This is a genomic window from uncultured Roseobacter sp., from assembly GCF_947495025.1.
Classification (GTDB): domain Bacteria; phylum Pseudomonadota; class Alphaproteobacteria; order Rhodobacterales; family Rhodobacteraceae; genus Roseobacter.
Genome location: NZ_CANLXG010000001.1, coordinates 1480540 through 1506151 on the forward strand (window position 1 = coordinate 1480540; position 25612 = coordinate 1506151).

18 protein-coding genes are annotated in these 25612 nt (G+C 58.7%); 13 read left to right on the forward strand and 5 right to left on the reverse strand.

Annotated elements, in window-relative coordinates; genetic code table 11:
* Positions 1 to 6: 6 nt before the first annotated feature.
* Positions 7 to 2379 carry a pyridoxal-dependent decarboxylase gene (locus Q0792_RS07060; RefSeq protein WP_298838023.1) on the reverse strand — a complete coding sequence of 791 codons (2373 nt, stop codon included), beginning with the start codon at positions 2377 to 2379 and terminating at the stop codon, positions 7 to 9.
* Between the two features lie 249 nt (positions 2380 to 2628).
* Between Q0792_RS07060 and Q0792_RS07065 the strand changes: the two genes are divergently transcribed.
* Positions 2629 to 4677 (forward strand): prolyl oligopeptidase family serine peptidase, encoded by a 2049-nt coding sequence (locus Q0792_RS07065; protein ID WP_298838026.1) that lies wholly within the window; start codon positions 2629 to 2631, stop codon positions 4675 to 4677.
* A gap of 15 nt (positions 4678 to 4692) precedes the next feature.
* Here Q0792_RS07065 and Q0792_RS07070 read toward each other — a convergent pair whose 3' ends face one another.
* Positions 4693 to 5412, reverse strand: a complete 720-nt coding sequence (locus tag Q0792_RS07070; RefSeq protein ID WP_298838032.1) for a YafY family protein — start codon at positions 5410 to 5412, stop codon at positions 4693 to 4695.
* A gap of 88 nt (positions 5413 to 5500) precedes the next feature.
* On the opposite strand from Q0792_RS07070, the gene Q0792_RS07075 reads away from it, so the two are divergent.
* Positions 5501 to 5896 (forward strand): RidA family protein, encoded by a 396-nt coding sequence (locus Q0792_RS07075; RefSeq protein WP_298838034.1) that lies wholly within the window; start codon positions 5501 to 5503, stop codon positions 5894 to 5896.
* 78 nt (positions 5897 to 5974) lie between these two features.
* Here Q0792_RS07075 and Q0792_RS07080 read toward each other — a convergent pair whose 3' ends face one another.
* On the reverse strand, positions 5975 to 7600 hold the full coding sequence (locus Q0792_RS07080; protein WP_298838037.1) for a substrate-binding domain-containing protein: 1626 nt from the start codon (positions 7598 to 7600) through the stop codon (positions 5975 to 5977).
* Between the two features lie 217 nt (positions 7601 to 7817).
* On the opposite strand from Q0792_RS07080, the gene Q0792_RS07085 reads away from it, so the two are divergent.
* The 4 genes from Q0792_RS07085 to Q0792_RS07100 are packed head-to-tail and all read left to right on the forward strand — an operon-like array spanning position 7818 to position 10881.
* The gene (locus Q0792_RS07085; RefSeq protein ID WP_298838042.1) at positions 7818 to 8855 is read left to right on the forward strand and encodes an ABC transporter ATP-binding protein; all 1038 of its coding nucleotides are present in this window, start codon (positions 7818 to 7820) and stop codon (positions 8853 to 8855) included.
* Between the two features lie 5 nt (positions 8856 to 8860).
* A complete protein-coding gene (locus Q0792_RS07090) occupies positions 8861 to 9514 on the forward strand; it encodes an SGNH/GDSL hydrolase family protein (RefSeq protein WP_298838045.1) in 654 nt (217 codons plus the stop codon).
* Between the two features lie 3 nt (positions 9515 to 9517).
* Positions 9518 to 9964, forward strand: a complete 447-nt coding sequence (locus Q0792_RS07095; protein WP_298838047.1) for an RbsD/FucU domain-containing protein — start codon at positions 9518 to 9520, stop codon at positions 9962 to 9964.
* A 2-nt stretch (positions 9965 to 9966) separates the two neighbouring features.
* Entirely contained in the window at positions 9967 to 10881 is a 915-nt protein-coding gene (locus tag Q0792_RS07100) for a ribokinase (protein ID WP_298838050.1), read from the forward strand.
* 54 nt (positions 10882 to 10935) lie between these two features.
* Here the strand turns inward: Q0792_RS07100 and Q0792_RS07105 are convergent, their stop codons facing one another.
* Complete coding sequence (locus tag Q0792_RS07105) at positions 10936 to 12735, reverse strand: NAD(P)/FAD-dependent oxidoreductase (protein WP_298838053.1); 1800 nt, start codon at positions 12733 to 12735, stop codon at positions 10936 to 10938.
* 266 nt (positions 12736 to 13001) lie between these two features.
* Positions 13002 to 15197 (reverse strand): bifunctional diguanylate cyclase/phosphodiesterase, encoded by a 2196-nt coding sequence (locus tag Q0792_RS07110; RefSeq protein WP_298838056.1) that lies wholly within the window; start codon positions 15195 to 15197, stop codon positions 13002 to 13004.
* A gap of 158 nt (positions 15198 to 15355) precedes the next feature.
* Here Q0792_RS07110 and Q0792_RS07115 point away from each other — a divergent pair, with 158 nt between their 5' ends.
* The 7 genes from Q0792_RS07115 to Q0792_RS07145 all read left to right on the forward strand — a co-directional run bounded on the left by Q0792_RS07115 (position 15356) and on the right by Q0792_RS07145 (position 25536).
* Positions 15356 to 16249 (forward strand): AraC family transcriptional regulator, encoded by an 894-nt coding sequence (locus tag Q0792_RS07115; protein WP_298838059.1) that lies wholly within the window; start codon positions 15356 to 15358, stop codon positions 16247 to 16249.
* Positions 16250 to 16372: 123 nt separating this feature from the next.
* Positions 16373 to 16858, forward strand: a complete 486-nt coding sequence (locus tag Q0792_RS07120) for a nuclear transport factor 2 family protein (protein ID WP_298838061.1) — start codon at positions 16373 to 16375, stop codon at positions 16856 to 16858.
* Between the two features lie 91 nt (positions 16859 to 16949).
* Positions 16950 to 17099 (forward strand): hypothetical protein, encoded by a 150-nt coding sequence (locus tag Q0792_RS07125; RefSeq protein ID WP_298838063.1) that lies wholly within the window; start codon positions 16950 to 16952, stop codon positions 17097 to 17099.
* Positions 17100 to 17680: 581 nt separating this feature from the next.
* Positions 17681 to 18808: an efflux RND transporter periplasmic adaptor subunit gene (locus Q0792_RS07130; RefSeq protein WP_298838066.1), complete on the forward strand. Its 1128-nt coding sequence runs from the start codon at positions 17681 to 17683 to the stop codon at positions 18806 to 18808.
* 1 nt (position 18809) lies between these two features.
* On the forward strand, positions 18810 to 21953 hold the full coding sequence (locus Q0792_RS07135) for an efflux RND transporter permease subunit (RefSeq protein ID WP_298838069.1): 3144 nt from the start codon (positions 18810 to 18812) through the stop codon (positions 21951 to 21953).
* Between the two features lie 116 nt (positions 21954 to 22069).
* On the forward strand, positions 22070 to 23230 hold the full coding sequence (locus tag Q0792_RS07140; protein ID WP_298838072.1) for a 2Fe-2S iron-sulfur cluster-binding protein: 1161 nt from the start codon (positions 22070 to 22072) through the stop codon (positions 23228 to 23230).
* Positions 23227 to 25536, forward strand: coding sequence for a mechanosensitive ion channel family protein (locus Q0792_RS07145; protein WP_298838075.1), 2310 nt, complete (start codon positions 23227 to 23229; stop codon positions 25534 to 25536). The genes Q0792_RS07140 and Q0792_RS07145 overlap by 4 nt, the downstream gene beginning before the upstream one ends.
* Positions 25537 to 25612: the final 76 nt, after the last annotated feature.

The following is a 25612-nucleotide window of genomic DNA, read 5'->3' on the forward strand; positions in this document are numbered from 1 at the left end:
GGCGGTTCACCCGGGCATGCTCAGTCCATGTCTTCTGATTACTCTGGCCGCCGACTTTTCCGCCGCACGGGCCAGCGCCTTCATCACTTCGGGCAGCATGTTACCGTTTTCTGCCTTGTGGTTGTGCACCGTCTCGGTGAGCCAGGGGTTCTGCGTTGTAGAGATCAGGTAAAAGAGGCTCTTGCCCGGTTCGGGAATGACACCGCACCGCCCGGCATAATGGTCGACGAAGTCCTGCCCGAAGGTGTCCGGCTCAAACTGCGAAGACGTCACAAACAATTCGGCATGTGGGACGTGACCGCCATTGAAAGACTGAAGGCTCAGCTGCGCAAAGATGTCGGCGTTCAGCTCGTTCATCAGATCAAGGCTGGTGTTCAGCCCCTCACCCGTGCGGAAGTTGAGCGCATAGGTCACAATGCTCTGATCCGAACCCGCTTCGCGGAAAAGCTCGAAAACCTCCCGCCGGGTCTGGAAAATCTCCAGCAGCTGTTCGTTGGAGCGCGGTGCCACCCGGCGTGCCAGGATGCGCTTCTGTTCTTCAATTTCATACTTCGTGCCCCCTGCTTTTTCGGCAGGCAACCGCTGGAGCGGCGTGACCGTGACAGTGGGGTGATCGGCGGCCAGTTCAAAGAGCGCCGCATAAAGCCGTTTGCTGTTGAAGATGCAGCGCCCCAGCAGACGGCCATAGCCTGACTGGTCCGTCCGAATGACGCTGTGCGACAGCCAGACCGCCGCCGCCGCCGCCCCGGGTTTGGAACCCTCGATGCCGTAGACACCTGTCGTCGGGTCCATTCCGCCGTGATAAACGACGGGTGCAGTAAAGGCGATCAGATCACGCATGGCCCCGTTGCGATAGCACAGTGCACCGGCCGGATAGGGAATGAACCCCGCTTTGTGCGGGTCGACAGTGATCGTATCCGCGCGACCCAGCGCCCGGTACTGGCGCATGACATAATCGCTCATATGCATGCCCGCAGCGATACCGTCATAGGTAAAGATGTCTTCGCTGATAATTCGGCGAACCTCATCGCGGAATTCCTCTGCGGCGTCGTCCTCTGCCTTGTCAGTAACCGAAAACTCCGGCACATCGGTCTCGTCCTCGAAGACCTCTGCCTCGCGCAGCATCGAGGCAAAATAACCACCCCAGGCCGCATCGGCATGGACCGAGAACTCCATGCCCAGCTGACGGTATTCCTCGCGGATCTCGAGGATATCGTGCAACGGGTCGACGGCGCTTTCCTCGGTCGTGCCGATCACTGCCACCACCTCCATAACTGGCTGACCTTCAGCAAGGCAGGCATCCAGTGTCGCGCGCAGATCAACCATGCACATCCGTGCATCAAGATCGACCTTGATGACCCGCATCGCATTGCGGCCTGACCCGACCAGCGCAAGGCCTTTTGGCCATGAATAATGTGCAGGCGACGGCGCCAGCAGAACGGGTGGTGGCGTGTCGGGCAGGAACCGGCGGTGGAAATCGACCAGACCGATGGACTGAACCGAATAGCCACCGAGCACGGCCGTGATTTCGTCCGTAGAGATACCCGTTGCTTTGGTGATACGCGGCGTCAGGCCGATTACCTCGTCCAGCGGCAGGTTGAGCAGTTGCCAGCCATCCAGATCAAGCAGACGGCGGCGTTTGCCGTCGAGCATCCGGACGGTGACGTTCCTGGCGGAAGCCATAACAGCTTCAGCACGGATTGCTTCGGCAAGCGCTACGGGCAGATATTTGGTGTTGCGCGCCGCCCAGATACTCTCGGCGTTCGCAACCGAACCGTCACAGGTGATATGCCCCCAGGGTTTGAGCGCACCATCACCGATTTCTGACTGCTTCGGGATCCGGTAACCCAGCATACGGCAGAGATCATCGCAGACTTTGATCTCAAGCATTGTTGTGACCGGCGAGGCCTCGGCGGCGACGTTGTTCTGATTGTAGAGCAGTGCCGCGATATACCCGACGACGCCGGGCAGCGACACATCCCAGTACATGTGAGACTGGTTCCGGTAGCTGGCAAGCGGGATGGATCCCCTGAGGTAGCGGGTCAGTTCGTCCAGCCGCTCGTGCAGAAGTGCCCGCGAACGGTGATATGCCTGCGCTTTTGCTTTCCCCTCGTCGTCTGTCTGATCCTCGCTGATATCTTCAGGCGTGAAAATCGGCGGGTCATGCGGCGCATATTCCTCGCGAAACAGGTAGTTTCCCTCCAGCGCCTGCACGATCAGCTCGGACATCATCTCTTTGTTTTCGGCCTTGGGGCCCAGAAACCATGTCTCCGGAACCTGAGAGCCCGGGCGGTTCAGACCAAGCTCCCGGGACCTGTCCCTGAGGTGATACTGACCGAGTTCCCGAAGAAGATCGTCGCTCAGAGGGGCTCGTGGCATTGTGTCAGCGACCTTTTCGGTTAGTTAACGTGAGGTTAACCGACGGTAGTAAGCGTTACTCTTTCTGTCCAGAAAATTCAGGGAAAAACCATAATTATCAGGGTTTAGCACCATCTGCTGCTCGCGGATGAGTTGACCTGTCGGGATGCACGGCGCAATGTCTTGCCGTGTGGCGGGGCTGGGATCATACTCTAATGATGAACTGGCAGAGCCAGGTCCTGTTCAGCAGATCAATACCCGGAGTGACAGATGACCGATGCCGACTATACGCCTTATGGTGCCTGGGTTTCTCCGATTTCTGCCTCGGCTGTCGCTGCGGGCGCGCGCTCGTTCGAACAGATCCTGACCGACGGCGAAACCATCTGCTGGGTCGAAACACGACCAGATGAAAACGGGCGGTCTGTTCTGATGCGCAGTACCGTCGGCAATGCGCCTGAAACCCTGACGCCCGTGGGTTTTTCGGCGCGTACACTTGTTAATTCATACGGCGGGGGCGCTGCAGCGGCACGCAATGGCACGTTCTATTTCAGTAACTTTGCCCCGCCGGACTTTCCGGGATCAAAAGACCAGCGAATTTACGCACAGAAACCGGGGATGCAGCCCCGGCCAATCACACCACAGGTTCGCACGCGTTATGCAGACGGGGTGATCCACCACAGCGGCAACTTCGGCGTGTGGGTGTGCGAACAGTCAGATGAAAAGCTGAACGGACAGGACAAACAGAGCCTGGTTGCGATTGACCTTAAAGGGGAGAAACTGCCGCGGACGCTTGTGGAGGGTGCCGATTTCTATGCCTGCCCGCGGCTCAGTCCTGACGGCCGGAAACTGTGCTGGATTTCCTGGGATTATCCGTCGATGCCGTGGGAAGGTACAAGTTTGTACACAGCGGACATCGATACAGCAGGCGAGCTGCGCAATATTGCCAGAGTGGCCGGCGACCCGGTGCCTGAGGCAGAGATCGACCCCGCGCTTAATCCGGTGCTGAAAGATGCGCTGCGCACTTCGTCCGAATCCATTCTGGACCCGAAATGGGCCCCTGACGGAACGCTGTATTTCGCATCCGACCGCGTAGAGGTCGACGGGACACGATACTGGAACATCTGCCGGCATCGGGCCGGACGCATCGAAACCGTTACACGGATAGCCGGCGAATGCGCAAAACCGCTCTGGCGCCTGGGAACATCCGGCTACGGATTTATTTCCGATACAGAGATGCTGCTGAGTTACAGCGTCGAAGCCGAAAGCCGTCTTGCAAGGGTGGATCTGCAAACCGGTGCGGTACAGGACATCGACCTGCCCTGGTCTGACATCAGTCATCTGCAGGTGGCGGATGGTTTTGCCGCTTTTGTCGGTGGTCGCCCGGACGCACCGTCAAGGCTGGTCCGTCTCGATCTGACGTCGCTGGAGGTGACGGAAATCCGGACCTCTGGTGACCTGACGGATGAAGTTCAGGCCGTTCTGTCGACCCCGGAAAAAATCACCGTGCCAACCGGTCCCGACGGCACAGAAGAAACGCATGCTTTCTTTTACCCACCCTGCAATCCATCTTTCCGACCCGCCCCGACCGAGAGACCGCCACTGATCATCTTTATCCACGGCGGCCCGACGGCTGTGGCCGGATCCTCGCTGAGCCTGCAGATCCAGTATTTCACGTCGCGCGGGTTTGCGGTGGCGGACGTCAATTATCGCGGCAGCACCGGTTTCGGTCGCGCGTACCGGCAGAAAATGTATGGCAACTGGGGCCTCGTCGATACCGAAGACTGCGTCGCCGTTGCCCGCGATCTGATCGCACAGGATCGCGTCGACCGCTTCCGGATTGCCAGCCGGGGTGGCAGTTCCGGTGGCTACACGACGCTGGCGCTGGCGACATTCACCGATCTGCTCAGCGCTGCAGCGAGCTATTATGGCATTTCAAACCTTGAGATGATCGCGACCGACACCGACAAGCTGGAAGCCCGCTACGCAGAACTGCTGGTAGGTCCCTGGCCCGCTGCAAACAGAGTCTTCAGGGCGCGCTCGCCGCTTTTTCATGTAGACAGGATCCGGTGCCCGATGATTATTTTCCAGGGTCTCGACGACCCGGTCGTGCCACCCGATCAGGCACAGGTGATGATTGACGCTCTGCTGCACGCGGGCCTGCCGGTATCATCGACCTTCTTCGCCGGCGAGAGCCACGGGTTCCGGATGCGTCCGAACATTATATCGTCTCTCGAACAGGAACTGGTGTTTTACGGTGCCGTCATGGGCTTTTCGCCTGCAGGCCACCTTACGCAACCGGAAATCAGTAACTGGCCCTGAAGACGTCCTGACAGCTCACAGCGGCAGATCGCTGTAGGGACAGACGTCGTCTCCAAACGGCACGCGCCGGCGACGGAATGATGTGCCCTCCAGAGTTTCCGGTGCGCTGATCCGGTCCATCCGGAAGTGCCGGAAGTCATCGCGCGCGGGATCCCAGGCCACCAGATACCAAAGCGGCGGCAGGATCAGCATGGCCTGAGGTTCCACCTCGCGGACAGTGATACGGCCCCGGGCATCGCGGTAACGGAACCGCAGGCAGTGGCGATCCAGAAACGCAGCCTCGAAGGCCGGCAACAGTGCGGGATCCATCGCGCCCATATCCGACAGGTCCTGGAGCGGTGAGAGCTGGCCCACGTGGAGGCACTCCAGCAGCAGACGCAGATCGCGGATCTTGTCGGAGGGCAGTGCCTTTTCAATGCGTGCGAGCCCCGCATCCGCCAGATCCGCAAACGGCAGGCTGCGCGCGGCCCGCATGGCCGCAACACTGAGAAGGAGCGCAAAAACCTCTGCAACGGACAATCGCGCCGTGGTCTGAACGGACTGCGGATCCAGCTGAAGACCACCGCCGCGACCTGCTTCGGAATGAATCACAAATCCCTGATCCCGCAGATCGCAGATGTCGCGCAGCACTGTACGTCGTGATGCCCCGACCTCCCGGGCCAGTTCATCAATCGTTGAAGTGCCACTGCGGCGGAGGCTGCGCACGATGGCGTCATGCCTTAAGCGAATGTTCATTTTTCATCTCTGGCAGATTTTGGTGCCAAATTTTGGCACCTTTTTCGTTTACACCTGTTTCAGACACCCGAACAAGGAGAATCCAATTATGAAACGTACTGCCGTAAACCCCTGGGACTGGTCGCTGAAACTTGGCTACAATCAGGCTGAAATTATCGAGACCCCTGCCCGGCAGCTTATCTGCGCCGGTCAGACCTCAGTCGATGCCGAAGGAAACCCGGTGCATCCGGGCGACATGCGGGGTCAGATCGGTCAGGCTCTGGACAATCTTGAGGCTGTCCTTAAAGGCGCCGGCATGGGGCTGGGCGACGTGATCCGGCTGGGCATCTATGCCACTGACACAGACGAGGCGCTCAGAAACTTTGACCTGATGGGCATGCGCTTCGGACCCACGGGGAACACCCCGCCAATGACTCTGCTTGGCGTTACGGGGCTTGCGATCCCCGGGCTCATGTTTGAGATCGAGGCAACAGCGGCCACTTGATCCGACCGGGTCAAACCTGACGGGAACAAAAAAAGGCGCGACCGCTTGGCCGCGCCTTTCCAGATTTAATCTCTGACGTCAGAGGCCCAGCGAGGCCTTGTAGACGGCGATCTGGTCCTCACGCCCGATCTGGTCGGTGATCTTTTCCCAGGCTGCCGCAATTGCGTCTGCCGTTTCCTGAGCAGATCCGTACTGCCCTGCGTAGCCTTTGGCCAGCTCGTCCTCGGCCACCGAGTAATACTGGAAGATACCGGGGATACGGGGTTCGATCGCCGCGTTCGGGTGGTTGTAACTGTCCGCGTTGGAACCAAGGTAGTCCTCGATATAAGCGCGGTCGTAACCTGCTTCTTCCCACTCCTCGAACTGGAAGTGCGAGTTGCGGTAAGGCTGGAAACCGGACGGATAAGCGGATGCCCAGAGCGACAGATCCTTGCCGCCAAGGTGGGCTGCCGCCGACCAGGCCGCTTTCTTTTTCTTTTCATCGCCTTCGACCGTCGCCATCACATAGACGCCCCAGCCGATGTAAGCCATATTGGGTGCCTCGTTCATGGTTTCTTCCCATGCGCCGGACTGTGCATTGTAGACACGGTCGGACGCCGGGTTAATCCCGAAGCCCACGACATCGCCCACAACGGAAGTGTCAGACGTACGTGCCGACGAGCCCACGTCACCCCACCACATCAGCATGGAGCCGGTACCTGCCAGGAACTGCTGGAACGCTGTTGTGCCCGGATCAGCGTTGATCTGGTCCGTCGGGTAGGCGCCGGCCTCGATAAGGTCCATGACATCCTGGATCGCCTGCACCCAGGCCGGGTTGTTGACCATCGGCTTCATCGTGTCCGGCTCAAAGAGCCATGCAGGGGAGTTCGGATGCTTGGCATATGCGGAAGCACGGTTTTCCAGGAAGTAGAACCCGAAGCCTCCCCAGCCCTTGAGCGGGTCAAGATATCCATGCGCCGGAAGCCCGGTCAGCGGGTCTTCCTTGCCCACCAGATCCTTGCTCACCTGGTTGATCTCCTGCCAGGTTTTCGGCACCTCGGCACCGCCGATGCCATCTGCTCCGAAATAGTCCTTACGATACGCGAACGTATGGCAGTCACCATCAATGGAAACACGATAGGTTTTGCCATTCCAGGTTCCGACAGGCGCTTTGAGATAATCCACATAATCGTCCATATCGATCTGTTCTTTGACCCAGTCGGGCATCTCGGAAGCCAGACCCTTGCCCAGAACGTCGCCTTCGAAAGGCGCACCCATTTCGACGATATCAAAGTCTACTGTACCCGTTGCAATCGACTGCTGTAGCCGCGCGTTGTAGTCGGCCTGGGCCAGATCGATCCAGTTGATTTTGGCGCCCGTATAAGCCTCCCAGGGCTTAAGGAACCCGCGAAACAGAAAGTTGTGCAGGTTCTGGTTGTTCAGGCCCATGAAAGTAAGTTCAACACCTGCGAACTCTCCTTCGGCAACGTTCTCTTTTGTCGCGCCGAGGCACATTTCGCCGACTTTCTGCCAGTCGCTGTCAGTAGGCGAGCCGGCACCAACGCCCGGAATTTTGAGGATTTCGGCGCGCACATTTGCATGCCCGTCCGCAAAGGCGGCCTTTGGCATCATCGCGGCCGCGCCGATCGCAGCAGAGCCCTTGAGCATCTGGCGGCGGTTCATTTTCTGTGCCGCTTTTATGTAGTTATAGAGTTCGACTTTCACGTGTTTCCTCCCAAGACAACAGGTGTTGGTTTCACTGTGAGAAAAGGACAAGCTGAAGAAATTGTTTGGAAATTATACAAGCTTTGTTCTGACATCCCCCACTGAAAATTCAGTATGAGCCATATTGACGACGAGTCAACAAAAGCGAGGTTATGGGCGTGGACAGCTCAGATGGCATTGTCTAGCATCGAACCGAGAAGGTGGGGGAATACGCTGAATGGCTGACGTAAAGATACAGGATATCCGAAAATCCTATGGCGCAGTCGAAGTCATTCACGGGCTGAACGTGGATATACCGGACGGCGAGTTCGTGGCTCTTGTAGGGCCGTCGGGCTGTGGCAAGTCCACACTGCTGCGCATGATCGCAGGACTGGAACCAACGGACAGCGGAACAATTTCCATTGGTGATCGTGTGGTGAATAATCTGCCGCCGTCGGACCGCGACATTGCGATGGTATTTCAGACTTATGCCCTCTACCCCCACAAGTCTGTTGCCGAGAACATGGGCTTTGCGCTGAAGGTGGCCAGAACAGACCGTGCGGAAATTGACCGCCGCGTGCGTGAGGCCGCCGAAATCCTGAGCCTTACCGAATATCTGGACCGTAAACCCCGGCATCTGTCCGGGGGGCAGCGGCAGCGGGTCGCTATGGGCCGCGCGATTGTACGTGACCCTCAGGTATTCCTGTTTGATGAGCCCCTGTCCAATCTGGATGCCAAGCTGCGTATTCAGATGCGTACCGAAATCAAGGAACTTCACCAGCGTCTGAAGACGACCACGGTATTTGTCACCCACGACCAGATCGAGGCAATGACGCTGGCTGACCGCATTGTCGTTATGCAGGCGGGGCGGATAGAACAGATCGGCTCGCCTCTGGAACTTTACGACAACCCAGCAAACGAATTCGTTGCGACCTTTATCGGCGCCCCGTCGATGAATCTGCTGGATGCAGAGCTGAAGGAGAGTGGCATAATGGTTGCAGGCCAGCTTATTGCCGGCCCCGGTGGGCGCGGTCCGGCAAAGCTGGGCGTGCGGCCCGAGCATCTCATCCTTGCTGACGACGGCCTGCCGATGGAAGTCAAAGTCGTCGAGCCCACCGGGTCGGAAACGATGGTTTTTATGAACTTCGAGGGACAGACAGTCACAGCCGTTTTCCGCGAACGCCATGCCTTCACCTCTGGCCAGATCATTCATCTCAGGCCCGACCCTGCTCATCTGCATCTTTTTGATGCCGCGAGCGGCCAGCGGATCGGATAGCACCTGTGCCCTGCATCATGTGCTTTGGCGACAGCAATACACATGGCACCCGGGCGATGCGGTTCTGGGGGGACCGGCGCAGACATCCGCGCGGTTTGCGCTGGCCTGATATTATGGCACAGGCACTTGGGGCTGACTGGGACGTCATTGCAGAGGGCCATCCCGGCAGAACGGCAGTTTTTGCCGACCCCATCGAAGGGTCTCACAAAAACGGGCAGCTGGCGCTGCCGGTGCTGCTGGAGAGTCACAGGCCCCTTGATCTGGTGATTGTCATGCTGGGCACCAATGATCTGAAAGCCCGTTTTGGCGCCTCTGCAACAGATGTTGCCCTTGGTATCGAACGGCTGGTTGCAGAGATTTCCGGCTCGGATGCCGGACCCGACGGCACAGCGCCGGCGGTTCTGATTGCAGCGCCTGCACAAGTGCAGGAAACGGGCATTTTCAAAGAGATATTCGCCGGAGCCAGAGAAAAGTCACAGGCATTGCCGGCCATTCTGGCTTTGATCGCTGAACGTACTGGCGCCGGGTTCGAAGATGCCGGGCTGGCAGCGGAGGTCGATCCGGTTGATGGCATACATCTCAGCGCGGAAGCCCACGCAGCCATCGGGCTTGCAATGGCGACGGCTGTGCGGCGTAAACTGGAAACAGAAAGGGAGTAGAACATGCTCAAAGGGATCAGCCCGATACTGAATGCCGATGTCCTTTATGCCATCCGGGCCATGGGCCATGGCGATGATCTGATCATTGCGGATACCAATTTTCCATCGGACAGCATTGCCCGCGAGACTGTACTGGGCAGGGTTCTGCGTATTGACCGGCCCGCGGCGGAGGTTGTTCAGGCGGTACTGTCGCTCTATCCGATTGATACATTTGTCGACGATGCCGCTGCGCGCATGGAAGTGGTGGGAGAACCGGACACGATCCTTCCCGTGATGGAGGGCGTTCAGGCAGAGGTGAGCGCCGTTGGCGGTCCGGCAATGATCGGTGTCGAACGCTATGCATTCTATGAACGGGCAAAAGACGCCTACGCAGTTATTCAGACCGGCGAGAGGCGGTTTTATGGCTGTTTTGCCTTTCGCAAGGGTGTTGTGCCACCGGATGAGGGCTGATCGTGGGCAGTGTTGTCATTCTGGGAGTTTTTGTCGCAGATACGGCCTATCGCGCTGACCGGATGCCGCGTATGGGCGAGACGATTATGGGCAACGCCTTTGCGCTCGGCCCTGGTGGCAAGGGGTCCAATCAGGCCGTGGCCGCCGCGCGAGCCGGGGCCAGCACCCATTTCATCTCGCGGCTCGGGCAGGATGATTTCGGCAAACTGGCGCTGAACACCTGGTCAGCTGCGGGCGTCACACCCCATGTGATCCAGACGTCCGAAACCTATACCGGTGCCGCGCATATTTTTGTCGAAGAAGCAACCGGCGACAATGCGATCATCATTGCACCGGGCGCCGGAGCGCTGATCTCTGCCGCTGATCTTGATGATCATGCGGCGCTTGTGAGGGATGCAGATGTCTTTGTGACCCAGCTGGAACAGCCAATGGACGCGGCCATACGCGGTTTGCAGATCGCGCGGGATGCCGGCGTCACCACGGTGCTGAACCCCGCGCCGGCGGCACCACTGCCAGACGGCATGCTGGCGCTTTGCGATTATGTGACGCCCAATGAAACCGAATGCGAAGCGCTGACCGGCGTTACCGTCACGACCACAGGCGATGCCGAAAAGGCCTGCGAGGTTTTGCGCGACAAGGGGGTCGGCACGCCGATCATTACCATGGGTGAACAGGGTGCATACCTCTGGGGCCACGGTCTGATACCTGCGATGGCCGCCGGGCCTGTGATCGAGACAACCGGCGCAGGTGACGCATTTAACGGCGGTTTTGCTGCGGCGCTGGCCCGCGGGATGCCCCCTGAACAAGCAACACTTTACGGGTGTGCCACAGCGGGCATTTCGGTCACCCGACCAGGCACCGCACCCTCGATGCCTGAACTGGCAGAGGTCGAGGCCCTGATCAGAGCGCGCGCGTAGACAAACGGCCGAAGGCCCGCTGTCACGCGCCCCTTGCCGTTCCCGCGACACCCGTCAGGACTTGTGAAAGCTTTCCTGCAGTCCGTAAACGGGGGTCGGGATCCCTTCCATGCGCGCTTTGATCTGCAACGACAGGAACTGCGAGTAATGGCGCGACTGGTGCAGATTACCGCCATGAAACCAAAGCGCTTCCTGCTGTGTGGGTTTCCACATATTGCGCTGCTCGCCTTCCCAGGGGCCCGGATCCTTGGGCGTGTCTGACCCAAGCCCCCAGACTTTGCCCACTTTGTCGGCTGTTGCCTGATCCACGAGATCTGCAACCCAGCCGTTCATGGACCCATACCCCGTTGCATAGACGATCAGATCTGCCTCCAGTCTGGTGCCGTCTTCCAGTACGATACCGTCTTCGAACACCTCGCTGACCTGACCATGGGCCAGCTTTATCTGGCCGTCGATGATCAGCTGGCTGGCCCCGACATCGATGTAATATCCTGATCCGCGGCGCAGGTATTTCATAAACAGTCCGGATCCGTCCGCGCCCCAGTCCAGCTGAAACCCGGCCTTTTCGAGGCCCGCATAGAAATCTGCATCCACCTCTTTGATCTTCTCGTAAACGGGGATCTGGAATTCATGCAGAATGGCATAAGGCAGCGACGCAAAGATCATATCCGCCTTGTTTGTTGTCATCCCAGCGGCCACAGCGCGTTCGGAATAGAGATCACCCAGGCCGATTTCCATCAGCGGCTCGGATCGCACGATATGGGTGCTGGACCGCTGGACCATCGTGACGTCAACGTCATTTTCCCACAGCGCCGCACAGATATCATGGGCAGAGTTGTTCGAGCCGATGACGACGGCCTTTTTACCTTTGTAGGCGTCCGGGCCCGGGTGTTGCGAACTGTGATGCTGATCGCCGCGAAACCTGTCTATGCCCGGCAGGTCGGGCATATTGGCCTTGGCGGACATGCCGGTGGCAAAGACAAGCTGTCTGGGTTTCAGCACGACCTCTTCGTCGTCCCGGTCAACGGTGACCGTCCATTCTTTGGTGTTCTCATCATAGTGCGCGCTCTGGCAGGTGGACCGTGTCCAGTAGTTCAGCTCCATGATCCGGGTGTACATTTCCAGCCAGTCGCCGATCTTGTCTTTGGGGGCAAAGACCGGCCAGTTGGGCGGAAACGGCAGATACGGCAGGTGGTCGTACCAGACCGGGTCATGCAGGCAGAGCGATTTGTATCTGTTGCGCCAGCTGTCGCCAGGCCGGTCATTCTTCTCGACGATGATCGTCGGCACACCCAGCTGACGCAGCCGGGCCCCGAGTGCTATGCCACCCTGCCCTCCTCCGATAATGACCGTGTAGGGCTGCCTGGAATAGCCGAGTTCGGCTGCTTCCTGCTCGCGCTCCTCTTTCCAGGTCGGACGGTGTTTGCCCGCACCATGTTTTGCGCCCATGGGGCGCTCCATACCAAGCGGCTCCTCATGGCCCTTGAGTTCAACCATCGACGTAAGAAGTGTCCAGATCAGCCCGTCGCGCAGACGGATAAGACCATATCCACGTGACACACCGGTCTCGAAACTGATCCAGGCTGTCGTTATGCCACCGTCTTCGGCTGCTACTTCTCCGTCTGCGATACGCCAGCCCGACGGCTCAACCGATGGCAGCTGCGATCCCAGCATGGAGGAGACGGCATCGCGGCCCTCCAACGTTTTTATATTCCACGTAAATGACACAAGATCGCGCCAATAGCAGTCTTCGGTGAAGAGTTCTGCGGCAGCTTCGACATTCTGTGATGTCAGTGCCTCATCAAGTGCGCCCAGCACTTTTTCCACTTCGGCATTCGTCGTCTGATCGAGCATAAATCCCCCCTGCAGGCAGCAGATCTGAAACATATTATCTGAAAACGGTGTAGCCTGCTCAACCTAGGCGGTAATATTGTGATCTGGCAAGCAACGGTTCAGCCATCCGGAGCCAATGGCTGTAACCCGCGCAAAATTACAAACGCCAGCGTATGGTTTTTCAAAGGTAGTTTCAGAGCCGTTTCAGGATTATCCGGCGACCGCCACGCCTGATGGAAAGTGCTTCTCTGAGCTGTCTCAAAATAGCACCGTAAAGTACTTTACGACTATCCCGTGCGCGGTGATTTTCTGGCCGGCTGGTCAGCGGATTGCTTTTCGAGGTAACCGGCCAGGTCGTCCAGCGACAGCGGGTAAGCGTGATAAAAACCCTGGTGAATGTGGCAACCGCAGTCGCTGGCAATTGTTGCCTGCACTGCGGTTTCAACACCTTCAGCCACAGTCTCCATACCAAGCGTCTGCCCCAGTTGAACAAATGTCTCGAAGAGCGCGCGCGCGCGCGGCGATGTCTCGACCTGGGACAGATAACTGCCGTCAATTTTCATAATCTCAAAGGGGAAATGACGCAGGTAGCTTACCGAAGCATATCCGGTACCGAAGTCATCCAGCGCAAACCGGAACCCATGCGCGCGCAGCGCATCGATGCGCGCCCGCGCCGTTTCAGGCACTTCGATCAGCGCACTTTCTGTTATTTCCAGAATGAGCCTGTGTGGCTCGATCCCGGCGGCGCGCACGATCTCCTGAATGCGTTGGGAAAACTGCTGATCCATCAGCTGAAGCGGCGAGATATTCACACTCAGGGTCAGGTCACGTATTTTTGCCAGGACCTCGCAGCACTCGGCCAGGACATACGTCCCGATTTCAGGCAACAGCCCCCGCGCTTCGGCGATGGGTATGAAAGCATCCGGGCCGACTGTTCCAAGCGCCGGATCACGCCAGCGCAAAAGCGCCTCGGCATAAAGGAATGTACCGTCGGCACCGTTCACCACCGGCTGAAACACCATCCTGAAAGGTGACCGGCCACTGGCGGCGTCTGTCAGACCAAGGCGCAGCCGTTCTTCGACAGATTTCTGCCAGCTGTGCGCGTCGCGCAGTTCTTCAGAGTAATGTACCGGCTTCAGAGTGCCCGTGCGCTTCGCATGGTACATAGCAACGTCAGCGCGCATCATCTGATCGTCCAGGCTGTCGCCCTCCTGACCAACAGAAACGCCGACCGAGCACCGCACAAGACGCATCTCGCGGCCCAGATCTATCGGTTCCGACGTCTGCTCGACCAGTTTGCTGCAGAAGTTCCGGGCCGATGCTTCCGCGTCGACGCCAATAAGCAGGCAGACGAATTCATCCCCACCCAGCCGCGCAATGATGTCTCCCGGCCCGGCTGCCGCGCGCAGACGCCGCGCGGTAATCAGGAGCGCTTCGTCGCCGACGTCATGGCCCAACTGGTCGTTGATCGATTTGAAATCGTTCAGATCAAGGTACACAAGAGCCACATCCCCGCGCCGTATAGCAGCAGAAATGGCACGCGCAGCGGTCGCATCTTCGAACCCGGTCCGGTTCAGCAGGCCGGTGAGCGAATCAGTGCGCGCGGTGTTTCGGGCCACCTCGCGCTCGCTGACAATAACAGAGGCCATCCCGGAAGACCGCCGGGCAATGAGCACGACGGACGCCAGCAGAAACAGTGACATGCCGCCAATGGCCGGCAACGCAGTGGCCATCAGGGTGTCGCCGGGGCGCGGCGCACGCCATGTCAGCTGCGCAAGATACGAGCCGTCTGCGCCGCGCAGTGGTCGCGCACCATGCGTATCGGGCACGTCGGCGTTCAAAGGTCGCAGCTGTACGTCCTCGACAAGATATTCTGCGGATATCTCGCGCAGACGATCAGATGACAGGTCAACCCCGGAGATCAGCACCGGAGGCGGGCCATCCTTCATCTCGTCCGGCTCATACGCAAACATGTAGCTTGCCACCAGGAGATAGGATCCCTCGTTCGTTTGCGCAAATCCGACAGCGGCAATCTCAGGCTCAACCGGGTTTTCGCGCACAGAGGCCATGAAATCCTCGATCACCTCATCAGGCAGGACGCGTGTACCAGCTTCTTCGCCCGCATAGCCGTAGAGAGGTTCGCCGGTACCACTGACAATCTGCACGATCTGCATGACACCGGTTTCAGAAGTGCTTTCGCCAATATTGGAATCGATCCACGGCTTATCCTCATAAATCACCGCGTAGTAAGCTTCTTCCCAGTAGGCGAAATCGAAGTTGGTCAGCTCAGCGCGCTGCGTAAGCCCGGCAACAGCACGGTCCACAAGCCGCTGAACATGATCGGCGGCCTGTCGGTTCGCCTCCGCCGCCATCCAGAGAGACAGCAAAAGCACAAAGGCCGTCGCGACAACGCCGGCAACGACCATGCTGGCGAATATGAATGCCGGAACACCCGAATGTTTTGATCCAACCCCGCTGGCCACATCTGATCCCCGACTGAATTTCCCGGGCGTGTATAACAAGGCGGAATTACTGTCCTGTTAATCGGATACTGCACACCGGCACCGGCCGGATCCTTCGGTTAACATCGCCTGGTCGTCACGACGAGGCACGCTAGGTCTGGCGAAGAAAGGACAGCACCATGCCCCGCCGATACGAGGAGATTTATCCTTCGCGGCCATTGCTTGACAGCGATGCGATGGAACATGTCTCAGCCGCAGCACTGATGTCTGTCCGGTACTTCCAGGCGGAACCCGACGTGATGCCCGAAGAAGTTTTTGCGGAACACCATGTTCTGCTGAACCTGCGTCCTGAACCGCACCGTGTTCAGAACCGGCGAGACGGCGTGCTGCGCGATTTTACGCTGCGCTGCAACGATATCATTGTGACACCTGCCGGTATGAAATCCGGCTGGCGGTGGTTTGCAAAATCCGACGTCATTGTCGTCACGCTGGATCCTGAAAAAGTTCACCGGTTTGCCCAGACCGAGCTTGGATTGTTGCTGGACGCGCAACAGTTCCGGGACCTGCCACAGTTCTCTGACGCCGACCTTTGTGCGGCCGGTGTTATGCTGCGCGACGCCCTCGAAGCCGATGACATCTCTTCCGGCGTCATGTTCGAGGCTATGAGTCGTGTTTTACTGGTCAAACTGCTGCAGCGGTACGGCAAGCGCCGGCCCGAAGACGTGGCAATGACTGCGCGGTTCACATCGGCGCATTACAACCGCGTGCTGGCGTTCATCCGGGCGCGGCTGGACCAGACAATAACAGTCGATGACATGGCATCCGAAGCCGGTATGAGCCCTTCGCACTTTTCGCGGGTTTTCAAAGAGACCCTGGGCTCTGCACCGATGCAGTATGTTCTGGCCTACCGCGTCGAGCAGGCCGGGCGCATGATGCAGGACCCGGCCCTGCCGCTGAGCGCGATTGCCATGGCCTGCGGGTTTGCCGACCAGGCGCACTTTTCGCGGAGTTTCAAACAGCTGACAGGCAAGACACCGCGTGCGTTCCGCAATGAACTGGCCGCTGCAACCTGAATTTCTGCTGAAAAGCAGTTCCGTTCAAAAACCAGGTCGGCAGGTTCAAGTCTCTGATCACCGCGCATTGTATCTGTCATGTCATCGGGCCCGGTGCCCACGCAACGACAACAGGAGAATGTCATGAAACACCTGATTTTGGCTGCCCTGATCACTCTGCCTGTTCCGGGCCATGCCAGTCCTGAACAGACCATCACCGAGACAATCCGTGGTATTGCGCAGGCCGCTGACGCGCGCGACTGGAAAACACTGGACGACAAGTTTGCGGATCACGTCGTTCTGAACCAGCTTTCCCTTGCCACAACCACGGGTGCGCGGGTGCAGGAACAGACGGTGGTTGAGACCTGGTCCGCGCTTTTTCCGCAGTTTGACACAACCGAACACGCCATCACCGGGATCGAAATCCACGAAGTCACCAGGGTCATTGCCCGCGCCACAGCGCGATACACGGCGACCTATGCGCGGGACGGCGAAACCTGGCAGCAGACCGGTCGCCTCGATTACCTGCTCAAGAATATGGAAGGGGGCTGGCAGGTCACTGCCCTGAACACAACGCCTCTGTGGGAAAACCGTCCCCTGACCGAACTCCTGCCTGCCGAAGCAGACTGAGATCAACTGCGGCCTTTACCTGAACAGAGAATCCGGTGCGCTAAGCTGTTTTTGCACGCGCCTTCACAACTTTTCCGGCGACCCCGGAGTAATGCAGACGCTGCCAGGCTGCACCGACGTGGTCCGTCTGGACGACGGCATTTTCGTCGCCGCAAACGCAAAGGACCGGGACGCTGCCCGGGCGCTGCTTGCTGACGAAATCACCGTTGACGTCACGTCGCTGACCGCAAGGGCACTATGATCGACAGCTTGTATGCCAGCCCGATAACAGAAAGGCAGGGCTTTCATCTGCAGGGAAAACAACCGGAATTCATTTGCCGGCACGGGTATTTCACGGAACCGCCTCATGCGCAGTGCTCTTCCGAAAAACGGTGCCGAAGCGCTCCGGGAAGTCTGAGACACCGGCGGGCATGGGTTTCGACGTGCCGAAGGCAGGCGGAAGGTGTCTGGCATGACTTGCGCTGCAACCGCAGAACGCAGGATCGTCTTTTTGCAAAGCGCGCCCTTTGCGGCTGGCTCCGGGTTACGATGCTGATGACGCGCCCCGCAACCATAGCGAAGCTGTACTGGCAGAACTGTCATCGTGGGAGAAAGTCTCCCGCGGTGTGAATCTGGTGGCCCCGCGGGAAAACGCCGCCTGAGCCGTAATCGTGGCGCGTCGTTGATTTTATCAACACACCCGCGCCGACCAGAAACAGCTCAGAGAACTGACAATCGGCGGAATACGCCGCAAAAGTGAACTGCTTAGTTCAAGTAAAGCTGGTTTCCGCGCTCAATCGCATTAGGATTCAGCGCGACACCGAATTACCAGAAGGGTAAGCCATGCATTATGCGACCGGCCTCGTCTCTGCTTTTACACTGCTTTTTCTCTGGACACAGGCACTCGCACAGAACGGCCCGCCACCTGTAACTGTCGCAAAACCGGTGGTGAAGACCATTGTAGAGGACGATGAATTCGTCGGCCGGTTCGACGCAGAAGGCCAGGTAACGGTGCGCGCACGTGTCTCCGGATATCTTGAGGAAGTACATTTCAGCGACGGCGGCCTGGTCGAAAAAGGCCAGATACTCTTTACGATCGACCAGCGCCAGTTCCGCACAGCTCTGCGGCAGGCACAGGCCCAGATTGACGTGGCACAGGCCACTTTTGACTTCGCTGATGACCAGCTGCGGCGTGCCGAAGCCCTCGTGACAAATGGCAATATCTCCCAGAGTGCCGTAGACTCACGCCGCGAGGCCTATCTGTCGGCGCAGGGAGCACTGGAACAGGCGCGCGCGGCGCTCGAGCTTGCTCAGCTGGACGTCGAATATTCCCAGATCACGGCGCCGATGTCAGGGCGCATCGGTCAGGCTCTGGTGGATGCCGGTAACCTTGTCGAAGCCAACCAGACGCAGCTGACAACCATCGTTTCGTCTGACCCCATCTACTTTTACTTTGACATTGATGAGCGTTATTTTCTTGCATACGCGCGGGATGCGAGGGCGCGCGGTGCATCTCTGCAGGAAGGTGCAGGTCAGCTGAAAGTGAAGGTCTCTCTGTCTGACGAGAGCATTCCGCCGCTCGACGGTTATCTGGATTTCTCCGAAAACCGGATTGACGCTGCCACAGGAACGATGCGTGTCCGGGCCGTGCTTGATAACCCGGATGACATCCTGACGCCTGGCCTGTTTGGTCGGGTAAACGTCCCCGGCTCGCTGCCATATGAAGGCATCCTTGTCCCCGACAATGCCGTCGTTGCTGACCAGAACCGACGCCTTGTCATGAGCGTTGACGATGCGGGAAATGTGACCCCCCTGCCCGTACGACCCGGCCCCAGAATTGACGGGTACAGGGTAATCCGCGAAGGCCTGGACGGCTCGGAAGTCATTGTCGTCGAGGGCATTGTCAGAGCCCGCCCGGGCAGCGTGGTAGCACCCGAGCTGATCGAGCTGCCACCGGTCGCAGGCAACTGATATGGGGCGTTTTTTCGTCAGCAGACCCATTTTTGCGGTCGTCATTTCGGTAATCATGACCATCGTTGGTCTGATCTCCTATACGCAGTTGCCTATCGAGCAGTATCCGCAGATCGCACCTCCCTCGATCGTCGTGCGGGCAAACTATCCCGGCGCGGATGCCGCAACGATTGCGGCCACAGTGGCGACCCCGCTCGAGCAGGAAATCAACGGGGTTGAGGGGATGCTCTACCTCTCCTCGTATTCAACAGCAGACGGCTCGATGAGCCTGACCATTACTTTTGAGCTCGGCACAGATCTTGATGCCGCGCAGGTGCTTGTTCAGAATAGGGTCGCCATCGCAGAACCGCGCCTGCCACAGGAGGTGCGGGCGCTTGGCGTAACCACCACGAAATCTTCGCCCGACCTGATGATGGTTGTGCATATGCTGTCACCGGACGAAACCTTCGACCAGCTGTATGTATCCAACTATGCCCGGTCGCGGGTGCGGGACAGACTGGTACGGCTCGACGGAGTGGGCGACCTGCTCATCTTTGGAGAACGGGAGTTTTCGGCGCGCGTCTGGCTGGACCCGGACAGGCTGGCCTCACTCGGGCTGACGGCCGGAGACGTGGTCGGCGCGCTCAGAGAACAGAACGTTCAGGTCTCGGGCGGATCACTTGGTGCACCGCCCAACGACAGCGGCAGCGCCTTTCAGGTCACGATTACCACGCAGGGACGGCTTGAAAGCCCTCGCGAATTCGGCCGCGTGATTGTGCGCGCATCAGATGAAGGCCGCGTTGTGAGGGTGCGCGACGTTGCGCGGGTCGAAATCGGCGCGCGGTCATATGTCAACAATTCCTATCTGAACAACAAACCCGCCGTAGCACTTGGTATTTTCCAGCGTCCGGGCTCGAATGCACTGGCCTCGGCTGACGAAATTATAGCAGTGATGGACGAGCTGGCAGAGGATTTTCCACCCGGGCTAGAATACAATGTCGTCTACAACCCGACTGAATTCATCGAAGCATCGGTCAACGCAGTTTATCGAACACTTTTCGAGGCGGTGTTGCTCGTCGTCGTGGTCATCATCGTTTTTCTGCAAAGCTGGCGCACCGCAATCATCCCGCTTCTCGCGATACCGGTGTCCCTGATCGGCACTTTTGCGGTGATGCTCGCGCTGGGATACACGCTCAATCTTCTGACGCTTTTCGGCCTGATCCTGGCGATTGGTATCGTCGTCGACGATGCCATTGTTGTGGTGGAAAACGTCGAGCGCAACATCATGAACGGAATGACACCGCGCGAAGCATCCATGCGCACGATGGACGAGGTTCAGAGTGCCATTATCGGAACCTCTCTGGTGCTGATCGCGGTATTTGTGCCGGCAGCTCTGGTTCCCGGCATCACAGGACAGTTCTATAAACAGTTTGCCGTTACAATTTCCGTGGCAACGGTCATCTCGACCATCAACTCTCTTACGTTGTCGCCGGCACTGTCTGCCAGCATACTGCGCCCGCATCGTGAGGGAACACCGCAAAATCAGCTATCCCGACTGGGAGCGGCAGTTGCAGGTATCTTCAACCGCGGTTTTGACAGGCTGACCAATGGCTATACGGCCGCAGTCTCGGCGCTGGTCGGGTCCATCCGTATGCTGGCATTGTCATTCACAGTATTCGTGGCCCTGCTGGGCGCCACCTGGTGGATCAGCCAGGAGGTGCCAACCGGGTTCATTCCGGATGCCGACCAGGGCTATGCAATTGTCGTGGTCCAGCTACCCGACGGCGCATCGCTGGAACGCACAGACAGCGTTATCCGCCAAGCTACAGAGATCGCGCTGGAAACGCCGGGTGTCACCAACGCTGTGGCCTTTGCCGGGTTTTCCGGTGCGACCTTTACAAACGCCAGTAATCAGGGCGTGATCTTCACCACCTTTGACAGCTTTGAGGACAGGGCAGGAACCGGCCTTGATGCGGGTGCGATTGTCGGTCAGCTCTTTGGCCGGATGCAGACCCTGCGCGAGGCATTTATCATCGCCATAGCGCCACCAGCCGTGCGCGGTGTCGGCAATGGCGGTGGTTTCAAACTGCAGCTGCGGGAAAACGAGAGCGCGGATATGTCCCGTGTACTGAACACGGCCTATGCAATCATGGGAGCCTCCGCCCAGTCCGATGCCGTACAGGGCGTCTTTACAACGTTCTCTGCCGGATCGCCCCAGGTTTATCTGGAAATCGACCGGGTTCGTGCGCAGATGCTCAATGTACCGATCGGCGCGATTTTCGAGACCCTGTCGATCAACCTCGGGTCTGCCTATGTCAACGACTACAATGCGCTCGGCAGGCTGTTTCAGGTCCGCGCGCAGGCCGACCAGCAGTTTCGCCTTGATGTCTCGGATATCACTGCCCTGAAAGTCCGCTCGGCTACAGGCGCACTGGTCCCGCTCGGCACGCTGGTGTCTGTTGTGGACACCGCCGGCCCGGCACTGGTGCAGCGTTACAATCAGCAGGTTTCCGTTCCTGTTCAGGGCTCGGCCGCGCCGGGCGTGTCTACCGGCGAGGCACTGATCGCAATGGAAGAACTGGCAGCATCGCTCATGCCACCCGGGGTGGATTTTGAGTGGACCGAACTGGCACTGCAGGAACGAAACCAGGGAGATACTGCTGCCTATATCTTTGGCTTCTCTATTCTTTTCGCCTTTCTGTTCCTCGCGGCCCTGTATGAAAGCTGGGCGTTGCCGGTAGCCATTGTTCTGGTGGTGCCGATGGCTGTTCTGGGCGCGCTGATCGGCGTGATGATGCGCGGGATGGACAATAATATTCTGACACAGGTCGGCCTGATCGTTCTGGTCGGGCTGGCCGCAAAGAATGCCATCCTGATTGTCGAATTCGCGAAACAGGCCCAAGAAGAACGCGGGTGCTCTCCGGCAGAGGCCGCCATTGACGCCAGCCGGCTGCGTCTCAGACCCATTCTTATGACCGCGCTCGCCTTCATTCTTGGTGTACTGCCGCTGATGGTTGCTGAGGGGCCGGGATCTGAAATGCGCCAGGCACTCGGGACGGCCGTTTTCTTCGGCATGACAGGCGTGACCTTTCTGGGACTGTTCCTGACACCGGTGTTCTACGTGGCGATCCGCACCCTGTTTCCCGCCCGAACCCGCGATCCCTGAAAACCGGCACACGATTGTAAACAGGTCTGCGGCTTGACCTGACGCCCTTTTCTGTCACAGGGTCGGGCGCACCGAACCGTTCCTGACGCCAGGTACGCGCAAAAAGGAAAGCCTGGATGGCCGACACCGCAACCGCTGGCGCCCGGGGGGCAAAACTGCGGCTCAGAATTATGATCGCGACGGGCATGGTAATGTTCGTCTTTATCACCATGCACCTGACCAACCTTGCGCTCGGTCTGCGGTCTGTTCAGACCATGGAAGACTGGCGCTGGGCGCTCAGCGGTGTCTGGTCATCATTCCTTCCGCTCAAGGTGCTGCTTCAGATCTCGCTGGTGTTGCATTTCCTCGTGGCGCTGGTGTCTCTTTACTGGCGCAACACACTGCGGCTTCCGGCCTATGACACAGCTCAGCTGGTCGCGGGTGTACTCATTATCCCCCTGCTGGGCATGCATGTTTTTGGTGTTATGGCGGTAAAAGAACTGGGGCTTGAACCTACCTACGCACTTGTGCTCGGGCAATTCTGGGTTGTTTCGCCGCTCGACGGTCTGCAACAGGTCGTGATGCTTGTTGTGGCCTGGATACACGGTGCAATCGGTGTCTATACCTGGCTCCAGGCGCGTGAAGGTGCAGTCAGGGCGCGCAGGTTTTTCTATCCGTTTGTTGTCGCGCTGCCGATCCTGGCCATGCTGGGATATGTCGAGGCGGGTCGGCAGATCATTCCGGTTGAGGAGGGAGGTGAAGCTTTCGTTCTGGCAAACGACCCCAATGCCGCCGGCCCGACCGTTGACCCGGCCATGATCCCGGAAATTATCGCGCAGGCCAAAGAAAGACCTGTTACGGCCACCCGTATCTCGCTGGGACTTGTCGCTCTGGTGCTTCTGGCGCGCTGGATCAGGCTGAACCGGACTGTCCGCAGCCCGGTACGTGTAACCTACAGAGGACGGCGGCCCGCGACTTTTGAAGCTGAAACAGGCCTGACGCTGCTGGAAATGGCCCGCACAAATGATCTGCCACATGCAAGTATGTGCCGGGGTCGCGGGCGCTGTGGTACATGCCGGGTGCGTGTTGTGTCGGGGGGTGAAACGCTTCCGCCTGCAGGTGAGCCGGAAGCCAGAGTTCTGGCCAGCTGGCAGGCGGGCCCGAACGAACGTCTGGCCTGCCAGCTCAGGCCCATGGCCGGTGATCTGGTGGTTGAGCGGGTCGTTGAGGCTGACTACTCGAACCTCGAAGACGTCCGGGCTCTCAGGGACGGCGGCACGCCGGCAGGTGCCACTTGAGAACAATACTCCATGTTGTGATGACTGTGCTGGCGCTTGGCGTTTTTGCCGGAACGGCGCAGGCGCAGTTTGTGCCCGGCGCCTCTGCACCCGAAGAACAGGTGATCCCGGAGCCCTCTCCGAACGATGTAAGGGAGTTCCTCAGACTCCTGGGCGACCCGGGAATACAGGACTGGATCCGCACCAGTGTCGACGACAGCGGCCAGACCGACAACGGCCCGGCGCTCAGCCTGCGCGAGCAGCTGGAAGTCCAGCTGGCGCGCATTGCTGAACGGGCGCAGTCTCTGTCACTCGCCTGGGACATCATTCCGCAGATGCCGGCTCTGATGGCCGACGTCTGGGCCAGCGAACTGTCGCATGCCCAGAAAGTCCGTTCGGTTACCTATATTCTGACCTTTCTGCTGATCGGTCTGGGTCTGGAATGGCTGTATCGTCAGTTTATGCGCTATCCGCTTTTGCGCATGGAACAGGCTCCCAAGGACGCACCGCTGGAAAAACTGACCGGTGCCACAGTCCGGGCCGCAATCATTTTTGCCGGTCTCGTTGTATTTGCCATCGGCAGTATCGGCGCATTTGACGCCTTTGACTGGCATCCTCTGGTAGAGGCGCTGGTGCTCGATTTCCTTGTGATGGTACTGCTTTTCAGAGTTGTCACAACAGTTTCGCTGTTCTTTCAGGCGCCTTTCGCGCCAGAACTGCGGCTGGTTCCCTACAACACACCGATAGCACGCTACCTGCACACCAAGGTGCGCCTGCTTACCCTCGCGGTGGTTCTGGCAACGGCGATGTCTTACATGCTGAACCGTATCGCCGGAATGCGGGAAATGGACCTGGGAGACAATCTGGCAGCAGTCGCCCTTGCACAGACGGTATTCCTCGCCTTTGTCGTCGTCCTCGTGACCTGGGCCTGTATATGGCTCGCATTTCGCCGGGTACCCGAACTCTGCAGTGAAAAACCAGATCCCCGCCGCCTGACATTCTGGCGCAACTACCTGATCGTGCTTACCGGACTTGTGTTTCTGCTCTGGCTTATCGGTCTTTTTGGTCTGATGTCGGCTGTGCTGGTGGTGGGCATGGTCGTGCCGGGGCTGACACTGATGACAGCCTGGATTGACCATTTCTTTGACCAGTCGACCGCAGCACAACACGAGCAACAGATGGCACGCGCGCTGATCGCACGTGAAGAAAATGCCGCGCCCGGCGACAGTGATGTTGAGAGCGCTGACGAAGATACGGAGCCTGAAACACCTCAGTTTGCAGACCCTTATGCGGCAACGCGACCGATCGTTCAGCGGGCTGCACGGTTCATTTTCCTGATGAGCGCTGTCGTTTTGCTCTCAACGGCGTGGGGCGTGAACATTTTTGACCTGTCTGCAGACCGCAGTGTGCTGGGACGCATCCTTGAAGTGCTGATCGACAGCATCGTGGCCCTGTTGCTGGCAGATCTGATCTGGACCTGGGCGAGGACAGTCATCGACAAGCGCGTTGCCGACTATGAACCTCCTGTAGACGGTCAGGCACCGGGACCGGAAGCACGCATGATTACGCTTCTGCCCCTGTTGCGCACAATCCTGATGGTCGCCCTGCTCATTATGGTCTCTCTCAGTGTTCTCAGCGCCGCCGGCGTCAACATCGCACCCATTCTGGCCGGGGCAGGTATCGTCGGGATCGCGATTGGTTTCGGGACACAATCGCTTGTGCGCGATATCGTGGCAGGAATCTTCTTTCTGATCGATGATGCCTTTCGGCTCGGCGAATATATCGAGGTCGGCGACCTGATGGGCACGGTGGAGAGCATTTCCGTTCGGTCCATGCGGATAAGACATCATCGCGGCAAAGTGCACACTGTCCCATATGGCGAGCTGAAAAGCCTGACAAACCACAGTCGCGACTGGGTTATCATGAAGCTCGAATTCCGGGTGCCCTTTGACACCGACCTGCAGCTTGTCAAAAAGCTGGTCAAGAAAGTTGGCGCCGAGCTGGCGGCCAACGAACACTATGGACCATCCATTCTCAGCACCCTGAAATCACAGGGTGTTCGGCGCATGGAGGAGTTCAATATGGTTGTCGGCGTGAAGTTCATGACCAAACCGGGGGAACAGTGGCTGGTTCGGCGCGACGCTTATCAGAAAATACGGGACGTTTTTGAAGCAAACGGCATCCGTATGGCCGAACGCAACGTGAAAGTCGAAATCGAAGGCGGCGAAGCGCTGACCGAGGAGCAACGCAACGCCGTTGCAGGGGCCGCGCAGGAGGCAGCTCAGGGGCCGGGGAGGCCACCAAAACCAATCCCTGACGAACCCTGAGTTTTGCCCGAAGCCACTGAATGTGCTCCGGATCTGATCTGCACTGGCACCGGTGTGTCACTGGCAAAGCTCTGTT

Excerpts from the sequence above, each read along its gene's own strand:
- Q0792_RS07095 (WP_298838047.1), top strand. The coding sequence starts at position 9,518 with ATGCTCAAAGGGATCAGCCCGATACTGAATGCCGATGTCCTTTATGCC.
- Q0792_RS07060 (WP_298838023.1), bottom strand. The coding sequence starts at position 2,379 with ATGCCACGAGCCCCTCTGAGCGACGATCTTCTTCGGGAACTCGGTCAG.
- Q0792_RS07115 (WP_298838059.1), top strand. The coding sequence starts at position 15,356 with ATGCCCCGCCGATACGAGGAGATTTATCCTTCGCGGCCATTGCTTGAC.
- Q0792_RS07120 (WP_298838061.1), top strand. The coding sequence starts at position 16,373 with ATGAAACACCTGATTTTGGCTGCCCTGATCACTCTGCCTGTTCCGGGC.
- Q0792_RS07070 (WP_298838032.1), bottom strand. The coding sequence starts at position 5,412 with ATGAACATTCGCTTAAGGCATGACGCCATCGTGCGCAGCCTCCGCCGC.
- Q0792_RS07065 (WP_298838026.1), top strand. The coding sequence starts at position 2,629 with ATGACCGATGCCGACTATACGCCTTATGGTGCCTGGGTTTCTCCGATT.
- Q0792_RS07105 (WP_298838053.1), bottom strand. The coding sequence starts at position 12,735 with ATGCTCGATCAGACGACGAATGCCGAAGTGGAAAAAGTGCTGGGCGCA.
- Q0792_RS07075 (WP_298838034.1), top strand. The coding sequence starts at position 5,501 with ATGAAACGTACTGCCGTAAACCCCTGGGACTGGTCGCTGAAACTTGGC.
- Q0792_RS07140 (WP_298838072.1), top strand. The coding sequence starts at position 22,070 with ATGGCCGACACCGCAACCGCTGGCGCCCGGGGGGCAAAACTGCGGCTC.
- Q0792_RS07130 (WP_298838066.1), top strand. The coding sequence starts at position 17,681 with ATGCATTATGCGACCGGCCTCGTCTCTGCTTTTACACTGCTTTTTCTC.
- Q0792_RS07125 (WP_298838063.1), top strand. The coding sequence starts at position 16,950 with ATGCAGACGCTGCCAGGCTGCACCGACGTGGTCCGTCTGGACGACGGC.
- Q0792_RS07135 (WP_298838069.1), top strand. The coding sequence starts at position 18,810 with ATGGGGCGTTTTTTCGTCAGCAGACCCATTTTTGCGGTCGTCATTTCG.
- Q0792_RS07085 (WP_298838042.1), top strand. The coding sequence starts at position 7,818 with ATGGCTGACGTAAAGATACAGGATATCCGAAAATCCTATGGCGCAGTC.